We start from the raw sequence: 19,400 nt of genomic DNA, 5'->3' as shown, positions 1-19,400 counted from the left end.
TTGCTGACCGCCCTCGTCTTCGCGCCCACGGCCGTCGCCCTGCTGCTGTTCGCACTCCCCCGCCGTACGACGCCGACGGTGTTCCGCACCGTCTGGGTGGCGGCGTCGGCTGCCGAGCTCGCCCTCGTCATCGCGATGTGGATCGGGTACGAGGCCGACGGCGGCATGCAGTACGAGGAGCGGGCCCGCTGGATCCCCAGCGCGGGGGTCGGCTACCACGTCGGCGTGGACGGGCTGTCGCTGCCGCTGCTCGCCCTCACCTGCCTGCTGTTCCTGGCCTGCGCGCTGTACTCCCTCCGGGAGAACCGCCGCATCCGGGAGTTCGCCGCGCTGTTCCTCTTCCTGGAGACCACCTGCCTGGGGCTCTTCGCGGCCCTCGACCTGATCCTGTTCTTCGTCTTCTTCGACCTGTCCATCGTGGCGATGTACTTCGTCATCGCCGGCTGGGGTCATCGCCAGGCGGCCCGCGCCGCGCTGAAGTTCTTCCTCTACACCTTCATCGGTTCGCTCGCCCTGCTGCTCGGCTTCATCGGCCTGTACCTGGCGGCGTCCCCGCACACCTTCGACATGGTCGAACTGACCGAGCAGAACCCGCTCGCCGGACGCTCCGTCTACGGCGCCCTTGTGTTGCTCGCGGTGGTCGTCGGGCTGGCGGTGAAGACCCCGACAGTGCCGTTCCACACGTGGCTGCCGCCGGCCCACGTCGAGGCGCCCGCCGCCGGTTCGGCCATCCTCGCCGGAGTGCTGCTGAAGATGGGCACATACGGTTTCGTCCGCATCGCCATGCCCATGCTCCCCGAGGTCTGGCGCCGCTACGCCCTCGTCCTGGTCGTCATCGGCGTCCTCTCGGTCCTCCACGGCGCTCTGGTCGCGCTCGCCCAGACCGACTTCAAACGGATGGTCGCCTACACCTCCGTCAACCACATGGGCTACATCGTGCTCGCCGTCGGCGCCGCCGCAGCGACCGCGGACAGCTCCGAGCAGGCCCGCTCCCTCGCCGTCACCGGTGCGGTGACACAGATGGTCAGCCACGGGCTGCTCACGGGCGCGCTGTTCCTCCTCGCCGGTGTCCTGTACGAGCGTGGGCGGACGTACGACATGGCGGCTTACTCCGGAGTCGCCGCGGTGGCCCCCCTCTTCGCGGCCATGACCGGCATCGCGGCCTTCGCCTCGCTCGGTCTGCCCGGATTCTCCGGCTTCATCGCCGAGTTCCAGATCTTCACCGGAAGCCTCGGGCCACGCCCGCTGGCCACAGCACTCTCGGTACTCGGCATCCTCCTCACCGCCGGGCTGTTCCTGCGCGCGCTGCGACAGGTCTTCACGGGCCCGCTGCGCCTGCCCGACACACCCGGCACACCGCGCGCGTTCCCCGACATCCGCGCGCACGAGAGCCTCGCCATCGTCCCGCTCCTCGCCCTGGCCGTCGTCCTCGGTGTGGCACCCCGCTTCCTGCTCGACGTCATCGAACCGGCCTCCCGGTCCGTCCTGGAGCTGCTCGCCCGATGACCGAGATGAACGAGAACCCCCTCGACCTCCTCCCCGAGGTACTGCTCGCCGCCTCGGCCGTCCTCGGGCTGCTGCTCGGCTCCTGGCTGCCCCGTGCCCGGCAGTGGATCGTGGGGCTGCTGGCCGCCCTCGCGTGCGTGGCCGGGATCGTGGCCGCGGCCGTGGCCGCCGCGGAGCCCGCCCTGACCGCCTTCGGAGAGGCCTTCGCCGTCGACCCGGTGACGAGCACGTCCCGGATCGTTGTCCTCGGCGGCACGCTCCTCGTCCTCGGCGTCTCCTTCCGTGCCTTGCGCGCGGATCCCAGGGAAACGGAGTTCTACGTCCTGGTGCAGCTGGCGGCCCTCGGCGCACTGATGATGGCCGGGGCACAGGACCTGCTGCTGCTCGCCGCCGGGTATCTGCTGGCGAGCATCCCCGCCTACACCCTCGCCGGGTTCCGCAAGGACGGACCGGGCACCGAGGCAGCCCTCAAGTACTACGTGATCGGCGCCCTGTTGGGCGTACTGATGCTCACCGGCATCACGGTCCTGTACGCGACCGGACGCGGTACCGCGTATCCCATGCTCGCCGAGGCGTTCCGCGACGCGCCCAAGGCACTGATCGCCACCGGCACGATTGGGCTTCTGGCAGGCGTGCTGTTCAAGGCCGGAGGTGTGCCCGCGCACTTCTGGGTGCCCGACGCCGTGCAGGGCAGCAGCCCGCCGGTGGCGGCGCTCCTCACCACGATCCCCAAGATCGGCGCGCTCGCCGCACTCTTCCGCCTCGGCGAGGTCGTCTTCGCGGACAGCACCCTGCCATGGCCCGCACTCGTCGCCGTACTCGCCGCCGCCTCCATGACCCTCGGCAATCTCGGCGCGTTCTTCCAACAGGACGTCAAGCGGCTGCTCGCCTACTCGACGATCAGCCAAGTCGGCTACCTCCTCATGCCGGTCGCCGTCGCCGGACGCGCGGACCTCGCCCAGCAGGCGCTGCTGTACTACCTGGCGGCCTACGCGGTGACCAACCTCGGTGCCTTCGCCGTGGTCTGCGCCCTCCCCCGCGCCCATTCGCTGGACGACTACCGAGGGCTCGCCAAGGAACGTCCGCTGCTTGCCGCGAGCCTCGTCATCTGCCTGCTGGGGCTTGTCGGTACGCCACCGACCTCTGTTTTCCTCGGCAAGCTCGAAGCCTTCAGCGCCGCCTTCGACGGCGGCTACGCCTGGCTGGCCGTTCTGGCTGCCGTCAACACCGTGGCGTCGCTCTTCTACTACCTGCGCTGGATCGTGCCCGCGGTATCCCGGAGCGGGCCCTCGCAGCCTGCCGTGGGTGATCAGGCGGCTCGCTTCGTCGCGTACGCCGCCACGGTGGTCTCGCTCGGACTCGGTCTGGCCGGGGGGCCAGTACTCGATGCGTTGGCAGGACCGATCAACCGCTGACATGGAAGGCGGCCAGATCGCTCCTGCCGCCTTCGAAAGCTCCCGCACAGCCCAGAAGACTTCCTCAGTGCGCCATGACCGGCCCCTGCGCCGGGTCCGGGCGACCCGCCGGCAACAGCAGCGCGCCGAGGGCGGCGACCACGGCGGCAGCGATCGCACACGCGGCGAAGGCGTTGTCGAAGCCGCCGGTTCCCACTGCTGCACCCTGGCCACCGCCCTCCAGGCTCGCCCCGGCGATCGTCGAGATCACGGCGACGCCGAGCGCCGCGCCCAGCTCGTGCGACGTACTCACCAGGCCGGAGGCAAGTCCCATGTCCTGGTGCGGCAGCCCGTTCATCGCGGCCGTGGTGGCGCAGACGAAGGCGGTACCGAGAGCGAGCGACAACAGCGCGAAGCCGGGGACGAGCTCGGTCCAGACGCCGCTGTCCGCCTCCAGGCGGGTCAGCAGGGCGGCGCCGACTGCGGTCAGGGCGAAGGCGACGGCCCCGACGGGGCGCCAGCCCAGCCGGGCCACGAGGTGGGAGGCGGCATGCGCCCCGAGTGTGATGGCCACGGCCACCGGCAGGAAGACGAGCCCCGTCTTCAACGCGCTGAAACGCAGGACGTGCTGTACGTAGAAGGAGCTCAGGAAGAAACTCGCGATGAGCAGTCCGGAGGCGGCCAGCATGACCACACTGCCGCCGACGAGCGACCGCCTTGCGAAGATCACGAGACGTATGAGCGGTTCACGCACCCGGCGCTCGACCGCCACGAAGGCGACCGCCGACAGCACGGCACCGATCAGTGGCATCCAGGCGCCCGGTGCGTCGAAGCCGAGGTCGCGGGCCTGCACCAGCCCGTAGACGAGCAGGCCGGGTGCGGCGGTGAGGGTGAGCGCGCCCGCGAGGTCGGGCCCTCTTCCACGGCCCCGACCGAGTGGAGATGTTCCTGGACCACTACACGCCGCGCGACCCGGATACGGCCCCCTGAGGGAGCCGGAGCAGACGGTACGGGCTGAACTCTCCGCCTGGGCGGGACCTTGAGTTGTTGCGCTCGACCTTGGACATGCCGCCGAACACCGACACGATCAAGTCGTGCGCCTCGTCGCCCAGGGTCGATCGTCCCGCCCGCCTCGGGCACCCACAGCGGCACGCCGTAGTGCACGAACAGCGGGAAGGTGTTGCCGAACTGGGCGCCACGGAACGGGCGCTGCAGCTCGCCGATCACTACCGCGCAGAAGCCGCGCCTGGGGCCGGGCGAGCTGCTCGCGCGCGGTGGGTGGTCACCGATCGGTGGATCAACTCTCAAAGCTTGAACACGAATTACACACACCCCCTCTCCAAAACCGGCACGGATGGTCTAGATTGACCATGCTTCAGCTGATCGGACACGAGGCGACCAACAATGATCTATAGGTCCGGCGCTACGGAAAGCCAGCAGTCGCGTCCCCGGCGCCAGACGTGGGGGTAGTCAATTCTTGGAGCCGCAGAGGGGGCTTTGGGTGTGGGGAGCACCCGAGGTTTCGGCGGGTGCCCGCGCACCTCGAGAGTCCGGCAGGACAGCCGAGTCTCTGCCGCCCGGGTGGGTTGTTCAAGTAGCTCTGAAATAGCCGCGATGTCATGCGCGACGCGGGGGGCGGGGGCCTCCCGAGGGGGGAACAGTGCGGGGGGCGGGCGCCTCCCGGCAGAGGAACAGTGTTAGGCGTACACGTCGAACCACTGGGGACCTGGGGGGGTTCTGTGCCGCAAGGGGAAATAGTCAGCCCGTTTCCGTCGGCGCGCGGGCGTCTGGCGAACGGGGCGATCAGCCGGCCCGCGAACGACTGGGAGCAGCGGTACCGCCGTACCGTGATCATCAGCGATACCGTGGCAACCGCCTTCGTGGCGGCGGCGATCGGCAACTTCTTCGGCGCCCGGGACGCGGCCAACTGGCACGAGAAGTGGGTAATTCTCGCATTCGGCACCGAGCTGCTGGTGCTGGGAGCGCTTGCGGTGAGCCGGTCGTGGGCTCCGGCCGTGCTCGGCCAGGGCGCCGAGGAATTCCGCCGGCTCGGACGCTCACTGTTCACGGCGACCGTCGTACTCGCGCTCGGCGGGATCGCCCTCACCTCGCGCAACATCAAGCTCTGGATCTTCGTCGCGATCCCCGCGATCGCGCTCGTCACCATGACCGCGCGATATCTGCTCCGCCTCCGGCTGCACAAACAGCGGAAGGAAGGACGGTGCCTGAGACCGGTGCTCGCTGCCGGGAGCCCGGACACCGTGCGCGACCTCATCGGCCGAACCCGCAAGTTCCCGCACCTCGGCTGGCGGGTGGACGCGGTGTGCACGACGGACGGTCGCGGGCTCGACGGTGACCAACTGGACGGAGTGCCGGTCGTCGGCCGGCTGGGGGACGTCGCCAAGCACGTCCGACACGACGGCTACCGTGTCGTCGCGGTCACACCGGACCCGCACTGGTCACCGGACCGGCTGCAGCGGCTGGCCTGGAACCTCGAAGGCAGCGACGCCGAGATGGTCGTGGCCCCCGTGCTGATGGAGGTGGCCGGCCCGCGGCTGCACGTCGACGCGGTGCTCGGGATCCCGCTGCTGCGAGTCAGCATGCCGACCTTCACCGGGGGCCGCCGGGCGATCAAGGGGGTCGTCGACCGGACGGGCGCGGCGATCCTGCTGATGCTGCTCGCGCCGCTGATGGTGTTCGTCGCGCTGCTCGTGATGGTGGACAGTCGTGGTGGGGCGCTCTACCGCCAGCGCAGGGTCGGCAAGGACGGCCGCGAGTTCACCATTTTCAAGTTCCGCACCATGGTCGCCGGAGCTCACGGGGCACGTGCCCAGCTGGCCGACCACAACGAGGGCGCAGGCCTGCTGTTCAAGCTCCGCCGGGATCCGCGGGTGACCCGGGTGGGAGCAGTGCTGCGCCGGTACTCGATCGACGAACTCCCGCAGCTTTTCAACGTGCTCACCGGATCGATGTCGCTAGTCGGTCCGCGGCCTCCGCTACCGGAGGAGACCGCTGCCTACGGCCCGGACATCCGGCGGCGGCTGCTGGTCAAGCCCGGGCTCACCGGCCTGTGGCAGATCAGCGGACGCAGCGACCTGCCATGGGAGGAGGCGGTCCGGCTCGACCTGCGGTACGTGGAGGACTGGTCGCTCGCCCTGGACGCGGTGATCTTGTGGAAGACGCTGCGTGCGGTGTTCTACGGCCAGGGGGCCTACTGATGCGCGGGGGGCTGCAACTCAACGGTCCCGCCCGCGCGCGGACCGCAGGCCGCAAGGGCCTGCCTGGGGGGAGGGACGCGTCATGAGGGTCAGCGTTTTCGGGCTCGGTTACGTGGGCTGTGTGTCGGCCGCGTGCCTGGCCAGCATGGGTCACGAGGTCGTCGGGGTGGACGTGAACCAGGTGAAGGTCGACCTGGTCAACGACGGCAAGGCCCCGGTGGTCGAGGAGCGGATCGGCGAGCTCATCGCCGAGGTCGTGCGGACCGGAGCGCTCCGCGCCACCGACGACGTCCGCGAGGCGATCATGGACAGCGAGGTGTCGCTGGTCTGCGTGGGCACGCCGTCGGAGCCCAACGGCAGCCTGTGCACCACCTACTTGGAGCGGGTCACCGAGCAGATCGGCGCCGCGCTGGCCGAGGGGGCCAAGCAGGGGGGCCGGCACACCGTCGTGTTCCGCAGCACCATGCTCCCGGGCACCTGCCTGAACCTGCTGGTACCGATCCTGGAGAAGTACGTCGGGGGCACGGCCGGGGTGGACGTCGGGGTCGCGGTCAACCCGGAGTTCCTGCGCGAGGGCACGAGCGTGCGGGACTTCTTCGACCCGCCCAAGACCGTCATCGGCGAGCTCGACCCGGCAAGCGGCGACGCGGTGGCGGCGCTGTACGACGGCCTGCCCGGCGAGGTGTTCCGGGTGCCGGTCCCGACGGCCGAGGCGATCAAGTACGCGGACAACGCGTTCCACGGCCTCAAGATCGGCTTCGCGAACGAGCTGGGCGCGGTGTGCCAGGCGCTCGGGGTGGACTCGCACCAGGTGATGGATGTGTTCCTGGCCGACCGCAAGCTGAACATCAGCCCCGCCTACCTGCGGCCCGGCTTCGCCTTCGGCGGCTCCTGCCTGCCCAAGGACCTGCGCAGCCTGGTCTACGCGGCGCAGCGGGCCGATGTCTCGGTGCCCATCCTCGCCCACGTACTGCCCTCCAACTCCGACCATCTGCAGCGCGCGGTGGAGCTGGTCGAGCGCACCGGCAAGCGCCGGGTGGGTCTGTTCGGGCTGTCCTTCAAACCCGGCACCGACGACCTCCGCGAGAGCCCGCTCGTCGAGCTGGCGGAGAGACTCTTCGGCAAGGGGTACGACCTGCGGATCCACGACGCCAACGTGAGCCTCTCCCGGCTGATCGGCGCGAACCGCGAGTACATCGAGACCCGGCTGCCGCACCTCGCGCAGCTGCTCGCGGACTCCGTCGACGAGGTGCTCGAGCACGCCGAGGTGTGCCTGGTCGGGACCAGGGATCCGGCCGTGCTGTCGGCGTTGCCCCATGGCGACGACGGCCCGGTACTCATCGACCTCATCCGCCTTCCCGACGCCGAGGCGCGTCGGACCGAACCGGGGTACGTGGGCCTTGCTTGGTGACACATCGTTTGATGACACAGCCGGCGGCGACCGGCCGGACCGACGCGCGCTGATCCTGGTGGAGAACCTGTCGGTGCCGTTCGACCGGCGAGTGTGGCAGGAGTGCACGACGCTGCGCGACGCGGGCTGGGAAGTGCACGTCATCTGTCCCCGCGGGGAGAAGCGGGACACGGAGCCGGAGGCCGTGATCGACGGGGTGCGGATCCACCGCTACCCGTTGCGCGCGGCCACCGGAGGGCCGGCCGGCTACCTGCGGGAGTACGGAACGGCGTTGTGGCACACGGCCCGGCTGGCCCGCAAGATCGGCCCGGTCGACGTGGTCCACGCCTGCAACCCGCCCGACCTGCTGTTCCTGCCGGCACTGTGGCTGAAGCGGCGCGGTGCGCGGTTCGTCTTCGACCAGCACGACCTGGTACCCGAGCTGTACCTCTCCCGGTTCGACCGCGGCGAAGATCTGCTCTACCGCGCCGTGTGCGCGCTGGAACGGCGGACCTACCGGGCCGCGGACGTCGTCCTCGCCACGAACGAGAGCTACCGGGACGTCGCGATGCGCCGTGGCGGCCGGCGGCCTGAGGACGTGTTCGTGGTGCGCAGCGCGCCCCAGACCGACCGGTTCCAACCGGTGCCGCCCGAGCCCGAGTTGAAGCGCGGCAAGCCTCATCTGCTGTGTTACCTCGGCGTCATGGGCCCTCAGGACGGCGTCGACTACGCCCTGCGGGCCCTCGCGAAGCTGCGCGACGAGATGGGGCGGACCGACTGGCATGCGGTGTTCGTCGGCGCCGGCGACGCCTTCGACGCGATGGTGGAGCTGTCCCGGCGGCTCGGGCTCTCCGAGCAGGTGCAGTTCACCGGGCGCATTCCGGACGCCGAACTGGTGCGCTACCTGTCCACTGCGGACGTGTGCCTTTCCCCGGACCCGCGCAATCCGCTCAACGACGTGTCGACCATGAACAAGGTCCTGGAGTACATGGCGATGGGCCGGCCGATCGTCTCGTTCGACCTCCGGGAGGCGCGAGTCTCCGCCGGTGACGCCGCCGTCTACGCGCCCGCCAACGACGAGGCCGAATTCGCGGGGCTCATCGCGCTGCTCCTTGACGATCCGGAGAAGCGGGCCCGGATGGGCAAGATCGGCCAGGAGCGGATCAGCGGACAGCTTTCCTGGCGGAACTCGCAAGCATCGCTGCTCGCCGCCTATGCCGCTGCGTGCCGTGACCAGATTCCGGTGTCGGCGGGCGACCCGGTCCGCACAAGAAAGAGGCAGCGCCGTTGAACGATGACACGATCCGCCTGGCCACGATCGGGCGGATTCTCCGGCGGCGCCGGCGGCTTCTCGCCGTCCTCGCCGTGGTGGGCGCGCTCGTCGGCTACGGCGCCTCGGTGGTGTTCCCGCCGCGTTACGCGGCGTCGGCATCGGTCCTGCTGCCGGGGCAGTGGGAGGAGCGCGAGCTGCTGACCCAGGTGGACATCGCGACCAGTTCGACGGTGGTCGACCGCGTGGCCGCCGCTCTCGACTGGAGCGGCGTCAGCGGCACCGAGCTGCGGGATCGAGTGAGCGCCAAGGCCGCGGACGGGAACATCATCAAGATCTCGGGTACGGCCGACACCCCGGAGCGCGCGCAACAGCTCTCCGACCAGGTGGCCAAGGAATTCGTCGGTTTCGCCGCGCGGATCGCGGGCGGCAGCACCGACTCCGAAGCGGCTACGGCGCCCGAGGCGCTGCGGCAGAAGGTGGAGGAGACCAACCGCCGCATCACCGACCTTGCCAGGGCGTCCGATCCGGGGCAGTCCGTGGAGAGCGTGCAGGCCCGCACCACGCTCGAGAAGCTGCGCACCTCGCTGGAGGAGGCCATGAAGAAGCTGGACGAGGCCGACCCGGCGACCAACCAGGCCGGCATGGTCGTCATGGGGCCGGCGGTCCGGCCGACGGGCGAGGCGCCGCCGACGAGGATGCAGCTCATCGTCGCCGGGGCGCTGCTGTTCTTCCTGGTCGCGGTCATCGGCCATCTCGCCGCCGCACGGATGAGTCGCCGGCCGCGCACCGAACCGGAGATCGCCGCGGCGCTGGGCTCGGCCGTCCTCGCCACCGTCGACGTGCTCGGTGAACGGGGCGCGCACCGGCGGGAAGGCGGGGGCCCACGAGCCCGGATCCGCCGATTCCTCGGCGTGGACACCCGGTGGGACATACCGACCCCGCTCAGGTCCGGTGACGAGGCCGGCAGGCGTATCCGCTACCGGCGGGTGTGCGCTCGCCTCCGAAACCAGCTGCCGGCCCCCCGGCGGCTGCTGGTTGTCGTACCGGACGGCGACGAGATCGCCCGCCGGGCCGCCGAGCAGCTCGTCGCCGAGGCCGAGAGCGATCTGCTGCTGCGGGTGGTGGAGGTTTCGGTGGACCGGCCGACGGTGCCGGACCGCGGCACCGAGTCCGGTGCCCTGGTCGTCCTCAGCCCGGGCAACTGGACCGCGGAGGAGCTCGCCGGCATCGCCGAGGCGTGTGCGGACGGCGGGCACGAGGTAGTCGGCATTGTCGTCGCCGGCACGGTGCTGGCCCGTCCGACGCGTTCCGCCGGCCATCCTCCGGACGACGCCACCCCGGCGCTCGCGGTTCGCGGCCACGCGACGGGAGGTTCGGTGTGACGACGAGCACGACTTCGGAGTCGTCGGCAGCCGCTCCGCTCTTCGACCTGCAGGCGCTGGTGGTGGCGGTGCGCAGGCGCCGCCGCCTCTGGTGCTCCATGGCACTCCTCGGGCTGCTGGCCGGCGCGGCGGTGGCGGTCCTGCTGCCGCCGCCGCCGAGCGCGGTGACCAAGGTGCTGGTCGCGCACCGGGAGGACCAGCCGAACGACACCGGAACGCTGATCCGCACCGATGTCGCACTGCTGGGGACCACGCGGATCGCCGGCAAGGCCCTGCAGTCCCTCAAGTCCTCGGAAAACCCTGAGGACTTCATACGGGACTACCGGGGTACCGGCTTGACCAACAACCTGCTGCAGATCGATGTGACAGGTGAAAGCGACGCGGATGCGGTGGCCCGGGCCAAGGCGCTGGCCGATGCGTTCGTCGCGGACCACGTGAGGCGGATGCGGCAAACCGCGGAGGCCGAGGCCAAGGCCCTGCTCGACCAGCGTGACCGCATGCAGGACGAACTCGCACAGGTCAACAAGGACATCGAAGACCGATCGCCGGAGACGGAGAGCGACCCGAAAGCGTCGGCGAGCATCGAGTCGCTCTTCGCCCGCCGGGCCGAACTCACTTCGCGTATCGCGGACTTCAACCAACGCGCCGAGGAGGCGCGCGTCGGCACGCCCAAGGTCATCGCCAACACGCAGATCGTGGACGCGCCGCGCGCGGTGCAGCACTCCCTGCCCAAGGCCGCTGTCACCAATGCCGCGATCGGGCTCGTCCTAGGGCTCGTCGTCGGGCTCGCCCTTGCCGCGGTCCGCACGGTGGTGGCGGACCGCCCCGTGCTGCGCCGGGACATCGCGGCGAACCTGGGCGCCTCGGTCATCGCCGAGCTGCCCCGCCGGTCGGGCAGGCTGTGGCAGCGCCGACGGACCCGGGCGGCACGCGAACGGCTCACCACGCACCTGGCCCGCACCGTGCGCGGCTCCGCCGAACCGGTGTCGCTGCTGGAACTGGGCTGTGCGCGCGGCACGAGCGTGATCGCTCTGGACCTCGCCAGGGCACTGGCGGCGGACGGGCCAGTGGTCATCATCGATGGTCTGCCCGGCCTGCAGCTCGCAGGCCGCCGCCCGAAGCCGGGAGACCCGACCGTGGTCAGCGGCGAGCGTGCCGCGGCCGTGTCGCATCAGGAGCGCCGGATCGGTGTCGGCTCGGTCGCGCCCGGCACTGCGTGGACCGACCTCCAGTGCCTCGGCACTCAGACCGTGCTCGTCGTGCGTGTCGGGCACGGCAGCGCCGCATGGCTGCACACCGTGGCGCGGCAGCTCGCGGACCAGCGCATTCCGGTGATCGGTGTGGTGCTGATCGACCCCGATCCGCGTGACCGGACCGACGGCACGCTGTGGGACGGGCTGGGCACCGCGCTGCGCGGCCAGAACGAGCGGCCGGCCCGGCAGAACGGTGGGGGTACCTCCCACGCCGTTCAGGCAGTGGGGGAGGGCCGGCTGCGGACGGAGCGGCTGCCGGTGAGGGCCGCGCAGGGCCCGGACGGCGACCAGGAGGCTCGGTAGGACATGTGTGGCATCGCAGGCACTTACCGATGGCCGGACGGCAAGGTCGTGACCGACCGGCTCACCGATACCCTCGCCCACCGCGGTCCGGACGGGGCGGGCCGGTACGGCCACCCCGTCGGTGACGGCGAAGTACAGCTCGGGCACCGGCGGCTGGCCATCATCGACCTGTCCGAGACCGGCGCCCAGCCGATGGTCTCTGGCGGCCTCGCCCTGACGTACAACGGCGAGCTGTACAACGCGCCCGAGCTGCGTGCCGAACTGGCGGCCGCCGGGGTGCGCTTCCGCGGTACCTCCGACACCGAGGTGGTCCTCGAGGCCTGGCGGCGCTGGGGCACGGACTGCCTGCCCCGGCTGCGCGGCATGTTCGCGTTCGGGATCTTCGACGAGCGCACAGGTGAACTGGTGCTGGCCCGCGACCAGTTGGGCATCAAGCCGCTGTTCCTGCTCCGGCGCGGTGCGGGCCTGGTGTTCGCCTCCGAGCTCAAGGCGCTCGCCACCGCGACCGGCGGGAAGCTGGAGGTGGACCACGCAGCACTGGTGGCCTCGCTGCTGTACTACTGGGTGCCGGACTCGCGCTGCGCGTTCCGCGAAGCGGAGAAGCTGCCGCCGGGGAGCTGGATGAGGTTCCGGCCCGACGGCCGGGTGGAGCGCGGCCGGTTCTGGAATCTCAAGGATGTCGCCGCGGAGGGCCGGGAGCGGGCGCAGGCCGGCGAGCAGCCGGACATAGCCGCCATCGTCGAGGAGTCGACTCGGCGCCACCTGCTCTCCGACGTACCCGTGGCGACCTTCCTCTCCGGCGGCCTCGACTCCAGCTACCTGACCGCGCTGGCGGCCCGCGACCGACCCGGGATCTCCGCTTACACGATCGGGTTCCGCGCCGAGGACGCCAAATTCGAGGCGATGCCGGACGACCTGCGCTATGCCCGGCAGGTGGCCGAGCGGTTCGGCGTCGACCTGCATGAGATCGAGATCGCTCCGAATGTGCTCGACCTGCTGCTGCAGATGACGTACCACCTGGACGAGCCGATCGGCGACCCCGCCGCGATCAACACGTTCCTGATCTGCTCGGCCGCCCGAGAGGCCGGGGTCAAGGTGATGCTCTCGGGGATGGGCGCCGACGAGTTGTTCGCCGGTTACCGCAAGCACCTGGCCAACTTGATCGCGCTGCGCTATCAGCGCGTCCCGCGGCCCCTGCGGCGCGGGCTGTCCAGGGCCGTGGACCGGCTGCCGGTCGCCACTGCCCGTCGGGGGTACCGGTCGGTGCGCTTCGCGAAGCGATTCCTGTCCTTCGCCGATCTGCCGGAGGAGACCGCGTTCCGGCGCAGCTACACCATGTACGACCAGGACGAGCTGCTCGCCCTGGTCGATCCGGACCTGGCCGGGACGGTCGAGGACGTGCTGACCGAGCATGCGGACATCTACCAGGACAACGACCTCGACGACTTCGTCAACCGCATGTGCCTGGGCGACGCCCGGATGTTCCTGCCGGGCCTGAACCTCGCCTACACGGACCGGTCGAGCATGGCCGCGTCGACCGAGGTGCGGGTGCCGTATGTGGACGTCGAGGTGGTCAAGGCGGCGTTCGCCGTGCCCGGCGATCGCAAGATCGTCGGACGGCAGGGCAAGGCCGTCCTCAAGGAGGCGGCCACCTCGGTCCTCCCCCGGGAGATCGTGTACCGGCCCAAGGGCCTGTTCAGCGCCCCGCTGCGCGCCTGGATGAGCCGGGATCTGGCACCGCTGGTGCGCGAGGTGGTCAACGACGGCGAGCTCGTCCGCTCCGGGCTCCTGCGCCGCGACGCGCTGGCGCGGATGGTCGCCGAGGACGCCGCGGGGCAGCGGGACTTCTCCAAGCATCTGTGGCATGTGCTGACCCTCGAGTACTGGTACCGCGGCGCGACCTCTGGGTCCGGCCAGAGCACTCGGTTAACGGCTTAGGAAATTCAGAGGAGTTCGCGTGAAGCAGGTTGTGCAGAACTACAAGAGCGGCGAGCTGGCGGTGCTCGACGTGCCGGTGCCGGGGTGCAAGCCGGGCGGTGTGCTCGTCCGCAGCGCCTTCTCGCTGATATCCACCGGGACCGAGCTCATGAAGGTGTCCGAGGCCGGCATGTCGATGGTGGGCAAGGCCCGCTCCCGGCCGGACCAGGTGGCCAAAGTCATGCAGAGCGTGGCCACCAACGGGGTGCCCGCCACCTACCGCAAGGTGATGGGCAAGCTGGACTCCTACACGCCGCTTGGCTACTCGCTGTGCGGGGTGGTCGAGCAGGTCGGCGCCGGGATCGACGACGTGGCGGTCGGTGACCTCGTGGCCTGCGCCGGCAACGAGCACGCGTTGCACGCCGAGCTGAACTGGGTGCCGAAGAACCTCTACGCCCGGGTGCCGGACGGCCTCGCACCGCGGCACGCGGCCTTCGGCACCGTCGGGTCGATCGCGCTGCAGGGCGTCCGCCAAGGCGAACCGCAGCTCGGCGAAGTGGCACTGGTCATCGGCCTCGGGCTGATCGGGCAGCTGGTCGTACAGCTCCTCGCCGCCTCGGGAGTCCGCGTCGTCGGCGTCGACCCCGACCCGGTGCGCTGCGAGCTGGCCGAGCGCCTGGGCGCCGCGGCCTGCGGCGATCCGGCGTCCGCGGCCGTGGAAGCCACCGTCGCCGAGCTCACCGGCGGGCACGGCGTGGACCAGGTGTACCTGGCCGCCGGCGGCGGCAGCAACCAGCCCGTCGAGCTGGCCGCCAAGCTGAGCCGGGACCGCGGCCGGGTCGTCGACATCGGCAAGTGCCGCCTGGACCTGCCGTGGAACGCGTACTACGAGAAGGAACTCGACGTCCGGTTCTCCCGCTCGTACGGCCCCGGGCGCTACGACCCGGAGTACGAGCTCGAGGGCCGGGACTACCCGATCGGCTACGTGCGCTGGACCGAGCGCCGCAATTTGGCGTGCTTCCTCGATCTCCTCGCTCTCGGTCGCGTCGACGTGGAGCCCCTGGTCTCCCACATCGCCGACTTCGATGACGCCGTCGAGACGTACCAGCGCCTGAAGGACGGCGACCTCAAGGCCGTGGCCGTGCTGTTCCGTTACCCGGAACACGCAGGGGAAGCGGGGGAAGCGGAGGCCCCGGCGATGGCCGTGCCCGCGGTGCGACGCAACGGCGGAGTGTCCGCCCCGGCCCGGTCCGCCAAGGCGCCGGTGCGGCTGGCGTTCGTCGGCGCGGGAAACTACGCGACGTCGATGCTGCTGCCGCACCTGGCACAGCGCGACGGCGTCGAGTTGTCGACCGTCGTCACCACGACGGCGCTGTCCGCGGCCAACGCGCAGCGGAAGTTCGGCTTCGCCGAGGCGACCACCGATCTCGACGCCGTGCTCGGCGACAAGTACATCGACGCGGTGTTCGTGGTCACCCGCCACAGCTCGCACGCCGAACTGACCCGAAAAGCACTGCTGGCCGGCAAGACCGTGTTCGTGGAGAAGCCCCTGGCCCTCACCGAGGACGAGCTGGCCGGCGTGCTCGCGGCGGTGGAGGAGTCCGGCAACGACCGGCTGCAGGTGGGCTTCAACCGCCGGTTCGCGCCGCTGCTGCGGGAGGCCAGACAGCGGTTCGGCGCCCGGACCGGTCCAGCGAGCCTGCGCTACCTGGTCAACGCGGGCCGGCTGCAGCACGGCAGCTGGTACCTCCAACAGGGCAGCGAGGGCTCGCGGTTCGCCGGCGAGGGCGGACACTTCATCGACACGGCGAGCTGGCTGCTCGGTGCCGACCCGGTATCGGTGTACGCGGTCGCCGCGTCCGGCAACGAGGACCTGCAGGTCGTGCTGCGCTACCCGGACGGGTCCACCGCCACCATCAGCTACGTCACCACCGGCGCGCCCGGCTTCCCCAAGGAGACGCTGGATCTGGTCGCGGACGGCAAGGTGCTGCGGCTCGACGACTTCGTCCGGGCCTCGGTGTATGCGCGCAAGCGGTGGGTCAGTTCGCGCCTTCCCAAGGCCCGGGACAAGGGCCAGAACGCCGAACTGGCCGCGTTCATCAAGGCCGTGAGGACCGGCGGGCCGATGCCGGTGCCGCTGGAGTCGCTGGTCACCACCACGGCGGCCACTCTCGCCGTGCAGGCCGGCCTGTCCGGCGGTGCGCCCGTGACGTTGGCGGGGGCGCGATGACTGTGAGCTCGGGGAGTCCGGGCTGGTACCTGCGGCGGCTGTCCCGGATGGGACCACGGGAGGTCGGCGGCCGGGTGGGCGACGCGGTGCGCAGGCGGCGGTGGCGGTCGGCGCGGCCGAACTGCCCGAGCGTGACCGGCGCCCGGTTCACCGCGGTACTGCCCGCCGGGACGATCGCCGCGATACCTCCGGACGCCGCGAAACGTCTCATCGCCGAGGCGGACCGGCTGATGTACGGGCACGTCGAGTATTTCGGGGTGGTCCGCGACGACCTGGCCGACCCGGACTGGTGGTGCGATCCGAAGACCGGGCGCCGGGCTCCGTGGGGCTACGCCTTCGACGTGCCGTACCGGAACGAGGACGCGGTCGGGGACATCAAGCAGATCTGGGAGCTGTCCCGGCATCAGTACCTCACCCAGCTCGCCGCCGCCTACGCGATCACCGGGAACGAGCGGTACGCCGAGCGCGTGGCCGAGCACCTGCGGTCGTGGTGGGCGGCCAACCCACCGCTGCGCGGCGTGCACTGGATCAGCGGCATCGAGCTGGGGATCCGGCTGCTGTCCTGGGTGTGGGTCCGCCGGCTGCTCGACGGCTGGCCGGGCGCGGCCGGCCTGTTCGAGGACAACCCGGTGGCGCTGAACCAGATCTGGCACCACCAGCGCTGGCTGGCCGCCTTCCCCAGCCGGGGGTCCTCGGCGAACAACCACGTCATCGCCGAGGCCGCCGGGCAGTTCGCAGCGTCCTGCGCGTTCGGGTGGTTCCCCTCATCGGCGCGTTGGCGAGCCGACGCGCTGCGGTCGCTGGAGCGGCACCTGCGCGGCAACACCTTCCACTCCGGCCTCAACCGCGAGCTGGCCACCGAATACCACGGGCTCGTACTGGAGTTGGGCCTGGCCGCGGTGGCCGAGGCGGATGCCGCAGGCAGGCCGGTCCCCGCGTCGATCCGGCTGGTGCTGCTGCGGATGACCGACGCGCTCGCGGCCGTCGTGGACAGCCGGCTACGGCCGCCGCGCCAGGGGGACGCGGACGACGGGCACGGTCTGGTCGTGGACGGCGCGGGCACCGACCGCTGGGGCTCGCTGCTGGCCACCGGGGGCGCCGTGTTCGGCCGGCTCGCCTGGTGGCCGGCGGTGACCGGCACCGATGTGCGCACCCCGCTGCTGGCCGCGCTCATCAGGCCGTACGCGAAAAACGGAACCGCACCGGTCGTCACGCGCCCGGCCAGCCGACCGGCCCACTTCGCCGACGCGGGGCTCACCATCCTGCGCGGCCCGGAGGAGATCTGGTGCCGCTGCGACGGCGGACCGCACGGCTTCCTGTCCATCGCCGCGCACGCCCACGCGGACGCGCTGTCCGTGGAGGTCCGGCACGACGGGGTCGACGTGCTCGCCGACCCGGGGACGTACTGCTACCACGGGCAGCCCGAATGGCGGCGGTACTTCCGCTCGACCCTCGGCCACAACACCCTCCAACTGGAGGGCGGTGACCAGTCCGTCTCCGGCGGCCCGTTCCTGTGGACCCGGCATGCCCGCAGCCGCGTCCTGGCCGTGGACGCATCCGGCGCCTCCGAGGGGGGGACGGTCCGCTGGTGCGCCGAGCACGACGGTTACCAGCCCTCCGTGCACCGCCGCCGGGTGGAACTGACGGCCGCGAGCCGGGAGTTGAGGATCGTCGACGAGGTCCGCGGCCGGCACGGCCTGCGCCGGGCCGTGCGGCTGGCGTTCCACCTCGGCCCCGCGATCGCCGCGGACCTGGCGGACAGCCGGGCCGTGCTCACTTGGACGCGGGACGGCGAGGAGCGCTCCGCAGTGCTCGACCTGCCCGGGCAGTTGAACTGGCAGGCCCATCGCGGCGGGACCGATCCGCCGCTGGGCTGGTACTCCGCCGGATTCGGGCGCAAGGAACCCTCGACAACGCTGGTCGGCACCGGATTCGCCGACGGCGCGGAGGGCTTCACCACCGTGCTCAGGTTCCGGGGCTAGGGAGGACGCGTGGGGATGAAGTGGCGGAACTGGGCGAGCTCGTCGGCGCCGCTGGCGGTGGTCCTGCTGGCGGCGACCGGCTGTACGAGCACGCCGGACACCGAGGCGGAGCCGACCGATGCGTCCTCCGCGTCCAGGGCGCCCTCCGCGTCCGTGGCCCGGGTGTGCGCCAAGCCCGCGGCCGGGCCGGCGAAAGCGCCGGCGGGCGCGGTGACCGTCGACCCCGGGGTGGTCGGTGACCTGGCCGAGAAGACCAAGAGCAGCCCCCCGGGCACCACCTTCTGGCTTCGACCGGGCAAGCACAGGCTCGAGCCGGACCGCTACGCCCAGGTCATCACCAAGAAGGGGAACCGCTACCTCGGCGCGCCGGGCGCGGTGCTCGACGGCGGGAAGAAGAACAATTACGCATTCAGCGGTACCGCCCCCGACGTCACCATCCGCTACCTGACCGTGCAGCGTTTTGTCGCGCCGCCCGATGAGGGGGTGGTCAACCATGACATGGCCGACGGGTGGGTGATCGAGCACGCGAAGATCCAGTACAACTCCGGCGGCGGGCTGATGGGCGGTGCCCGCCAGCAGGTCCGCGCCAGCTGTCTGCGCAACAACGGACAGTACGGAATGAACGCGTACAAGACCGGCGACTCCATCCGCGACCTGGTGGTCGAGGACAACGAGATCGTGGGCAACAACACCGACGACTGGGAGCGGAAGAAGCCGGGCTGCGGCTGCACCGGAGGCATCAAGTTCTGGGCCGTCAACGGCGCCGAGATACGCGGCAACTGGGTGCACGACAACCGCGGGGCCGGGTTGTGGGCGGACAACAACAACAACGACTTCCTCATCGAGGACAACCTGCTCGAAGCCAACGCCGGTGCCGCGCTGATGTACGAGACCAGCTACAACGCGGTCATCCGGAAGAACACGATCCGGCGGAACAACTGGGTCGAGGGCCGCAAGTACGCAGAGCGCGGCGACAACTTCCCGTACGCGACCATCTACGTGTCCGAGGCCGGCGGCGAACCACGGATCCGCGCGCGCACGGACAAGATCGAGATCTACCGGAACGTGCTGGAGAACAACTGGAACGGGATCACCCTGTGGGAGAACGCCGACCGGTTCTGCAACAGCCCGGCCAACACCTCGACCGGTTACTGCACATTGCTGGTGAAGGACACCAAGCGCTGTGCGAAGCCGGCGATCGCCACCGCGCCGCTCTACGCCGACTGCCGGTGGAAGACCCAGCGGGTGGACATCCACGACAACCAGTTCCTGCTGGACACGTCCGTCGTCAAGTGCACGGACACATGCGCCCGGATGGCGGTCCTCTCCAACTACGGCACCTATCCGGACTGGTCGCCGTACAAGGGCAAGCGGGTGGCCGAGGCGATCACCCACAAGCAGCACAACCGCTGGCACGACAACGTCTACCGCGGACCGTGGAACTTCACGCCGGTCGACACGGACCAGAAGCTCGACTCCGGGCAGTGGCAGGGCACACCGTACCGGCAGGACGCGGGCAGCACCTTCGCCCCACGGGCCGGTGGTTGATGTG

Annotated in this window: 12 protein-coding genes; 11 read left to right on the top strand and 1 reads right to left on the bottom strand. The window is 70.7% G+C overall.

What is annotated here, in order from left to right:
- On the top strand, window positions 1-1,506 hold the full coding sequence (locus ABD357_RS23590; RefSeq protein WP_344392734.1) for a complex I subunit 4 family protein: 1,506 nt from the start codon (window positions 1-3) through the stop codon (window positions 1,504-1,506).
- Window positions 1,503-2,921, top strand: coding sequence for an NADH-quinone oxidoreductase subunit N (locus ABD357_RS23585; RefSeq protein ID WP_344392697.1), 1,419 nt, complete (start codon window positions 1,503-1,505; stop codon window positions 2,919-2,921). Before ABD357_RS23590 ends, ABD357_RS23585 begins: the two co-directional genes overlap by 4 nt.
- Before the next feature lie 64 nt (window positions 2,922-2,985).
- Here ABD357_RS23585 and ABD357_RS23580 read toward each other — a convergent pair whose 3' ends face one another.
- A complete protein-coding gene (locus ABD357_RS23580) occupies window positions 2,986-3,753 on the bottom strand; it encodes an MFS transporter (protein WP_344392696.1) in 768 nt (255 codons plus the stop codon).
- An 886-nt stretch (window positions 3,754-4,639) separates the two neighbouring features.
- Between ABD357_RS23580 and ABD357_RS23575 the strand changes: the two genes are divergently transcribed.
- The 9 genes from ABD357_RS23575 to ABD357_RS23535 all read left to right on the top strand — a co-directional run bounded on the left by ABD357_RS23575 (window position 4,640) and on the right by ABD357_RS23535 (window position 19,396).
- Window positions 4,640-6,118, top strand: a complete 1,479-nt coding sequence (locus ABD357_RS23575) for a sugar transferase (protein ID WP_344392694.1) — start codon at window positions 4,640-4,642, stop codon at window positions 6,116-6,118.
- Between the two features lie 82 nt (window positions 6,119-6,200).
- The gene (locus tag ABD357_RS23570) at window positions 6,201-7,529 is read left to right on the top strand and encodes a nucleotide sugar dehydrogenase (protein ID WP_344392693.1); all 1,329 of its coding nucleotides are present in this window, start codon (window positions 6,201-6,203) and stop codon (window positions 7,527-7,529) included.
- Window positions 7,519-8,799, top strand: a complete 1,281-nt coding sequence (locus ABD357_RS23565) for a glycosyltransferase family 4 protein (protein ID WP_344392691.1) — start codon at window positions 7,519-7,521, stop codon at window positions 8,797-8,799. The genes ABD357_RS23570 and ABD357_RS23565 overlap by 11 nt, the downstream gene beginning before the upstream one ends.
- Window positions 8,796-10,163 (top strand): Wzz/FepE/Etk N-terminal domain-containing protein, encoded by a 1,368-nt coding sequence (locus ABD357_RS23560; RefSeq protein WP_344392690.1) that lies wholly within the window; start codon window positions 8,796-8,798, stop codon window positions 10,161-10,163. The genes ABD357_RS23565 and ABD357_RS23560 overlap by 4 nt, the downstream gene beginning before the upstream one ends.
- A complete protein-coding gene (locus ABD357_RS23555) occupies window positions 10,160-11,719 on the top strand; it encodes a Wzz/FepE/Etk N-terminal domain-containing protein (protein WP_344392687.1) in 1,560 nt (519 codons plus the stop codon). The genes ABD357_RS23560 and ABD357_RS23555 overlap by 4 nt, the downstream gene beginning before the upstream one ends.
- 3 nt (window positions 11,720-11,722) lie before the next feature.
- A complete protein-coding gene (gene asnB, locus ABD357_RS23550; RefSeq protein ID WP_344392685.1) occupies window positions 11,723-13,657 on the top strand; it encodes an asparagine synthase (glutamine-hydrolyzing) in 1,935 nt (644 codons plus the stop codon).
- Between the two features lie 19 nt (window positions 13,658-13,676).
- On the top strand, window positions 13,677-15,866 hold the full coding sequence (locus ABD357_RS23545) for a bi-domain-containing oxidoreductase (RefSeq protein WP_344392682.1): 2,190 nt from the start codon (window positions 13,677-13,679) through the stop codon (window positions 15,864-15,866).
- A complete protein-coding gene (locus ABD357_RS23540; protein WP_344392681.1) occupies window positions 15,863-17,848 on the top strand; it encodes a heparinase II/III family protein in 1,986 nt (661 codons plus the stop codon). Before ABD357_RS23545 ends, ABD357_RS23540 begins: the two co-directional genes overlap by 4 nt.
- A gap of 9 nt (window positions 17,849-17,857) precedes the next feature.
- A complete protein-coding gene (locus ABD357_RS23535; protein WP_344392678.1) occupies window positions 17,858-19,396 on the top strand; it encodes a right-handed parallel beta-helix repeat-containing protein in 1,539 nt (512 codons plus the stop codon).
- Window positions 19,397-19,400: the final 4 nt, after the last annotated feature.

This window comes from Streptomyces vastus (assembly GCF_039532825.1).
Lineage (GTDB): Bacteria > Actinomycetota > Actinomycetes > Streptomycetales > Streptomycetaceae > Streptomyces > Streptomyces vastus.
Note: the sequence above shows the minus strand (reverse complement) of the source record. Positions and strands in the feature narration are given on the sequence as shown.

Bases quoted from the DNA above. Each gene is read 5' to 3' on its own strand.
- ABD357_RS23585 (WP_344392697.1), top strand. From the start codon at position 1,503: ATGACCGAGATGAACGAGAACCCCCTCGACCTCCTCCCCGAGGTACTG.
- ABD357_RS23570 (WP_344392693.1), top strand. From the start codon at position 6,201: ATGAGGGTCAGCGTTTTCGGGCTCGGTTACGTGGGCTGTGTGTCGGCC.
- asnB (WP_344392685.1), top strand. From the start codon at position 11,723: ATGTGTGGCATCGCAGGCACTTACCGATGGCCGGACGGCAAGGTCGTG.
- ABD357_RS23540 (WP_344392681.1), top strand. From the start codon at position 15,863: ATGACTGTGAGCTCGGGGAGTCCGGGCTGGTACCTGCGGCGGCTGTCC.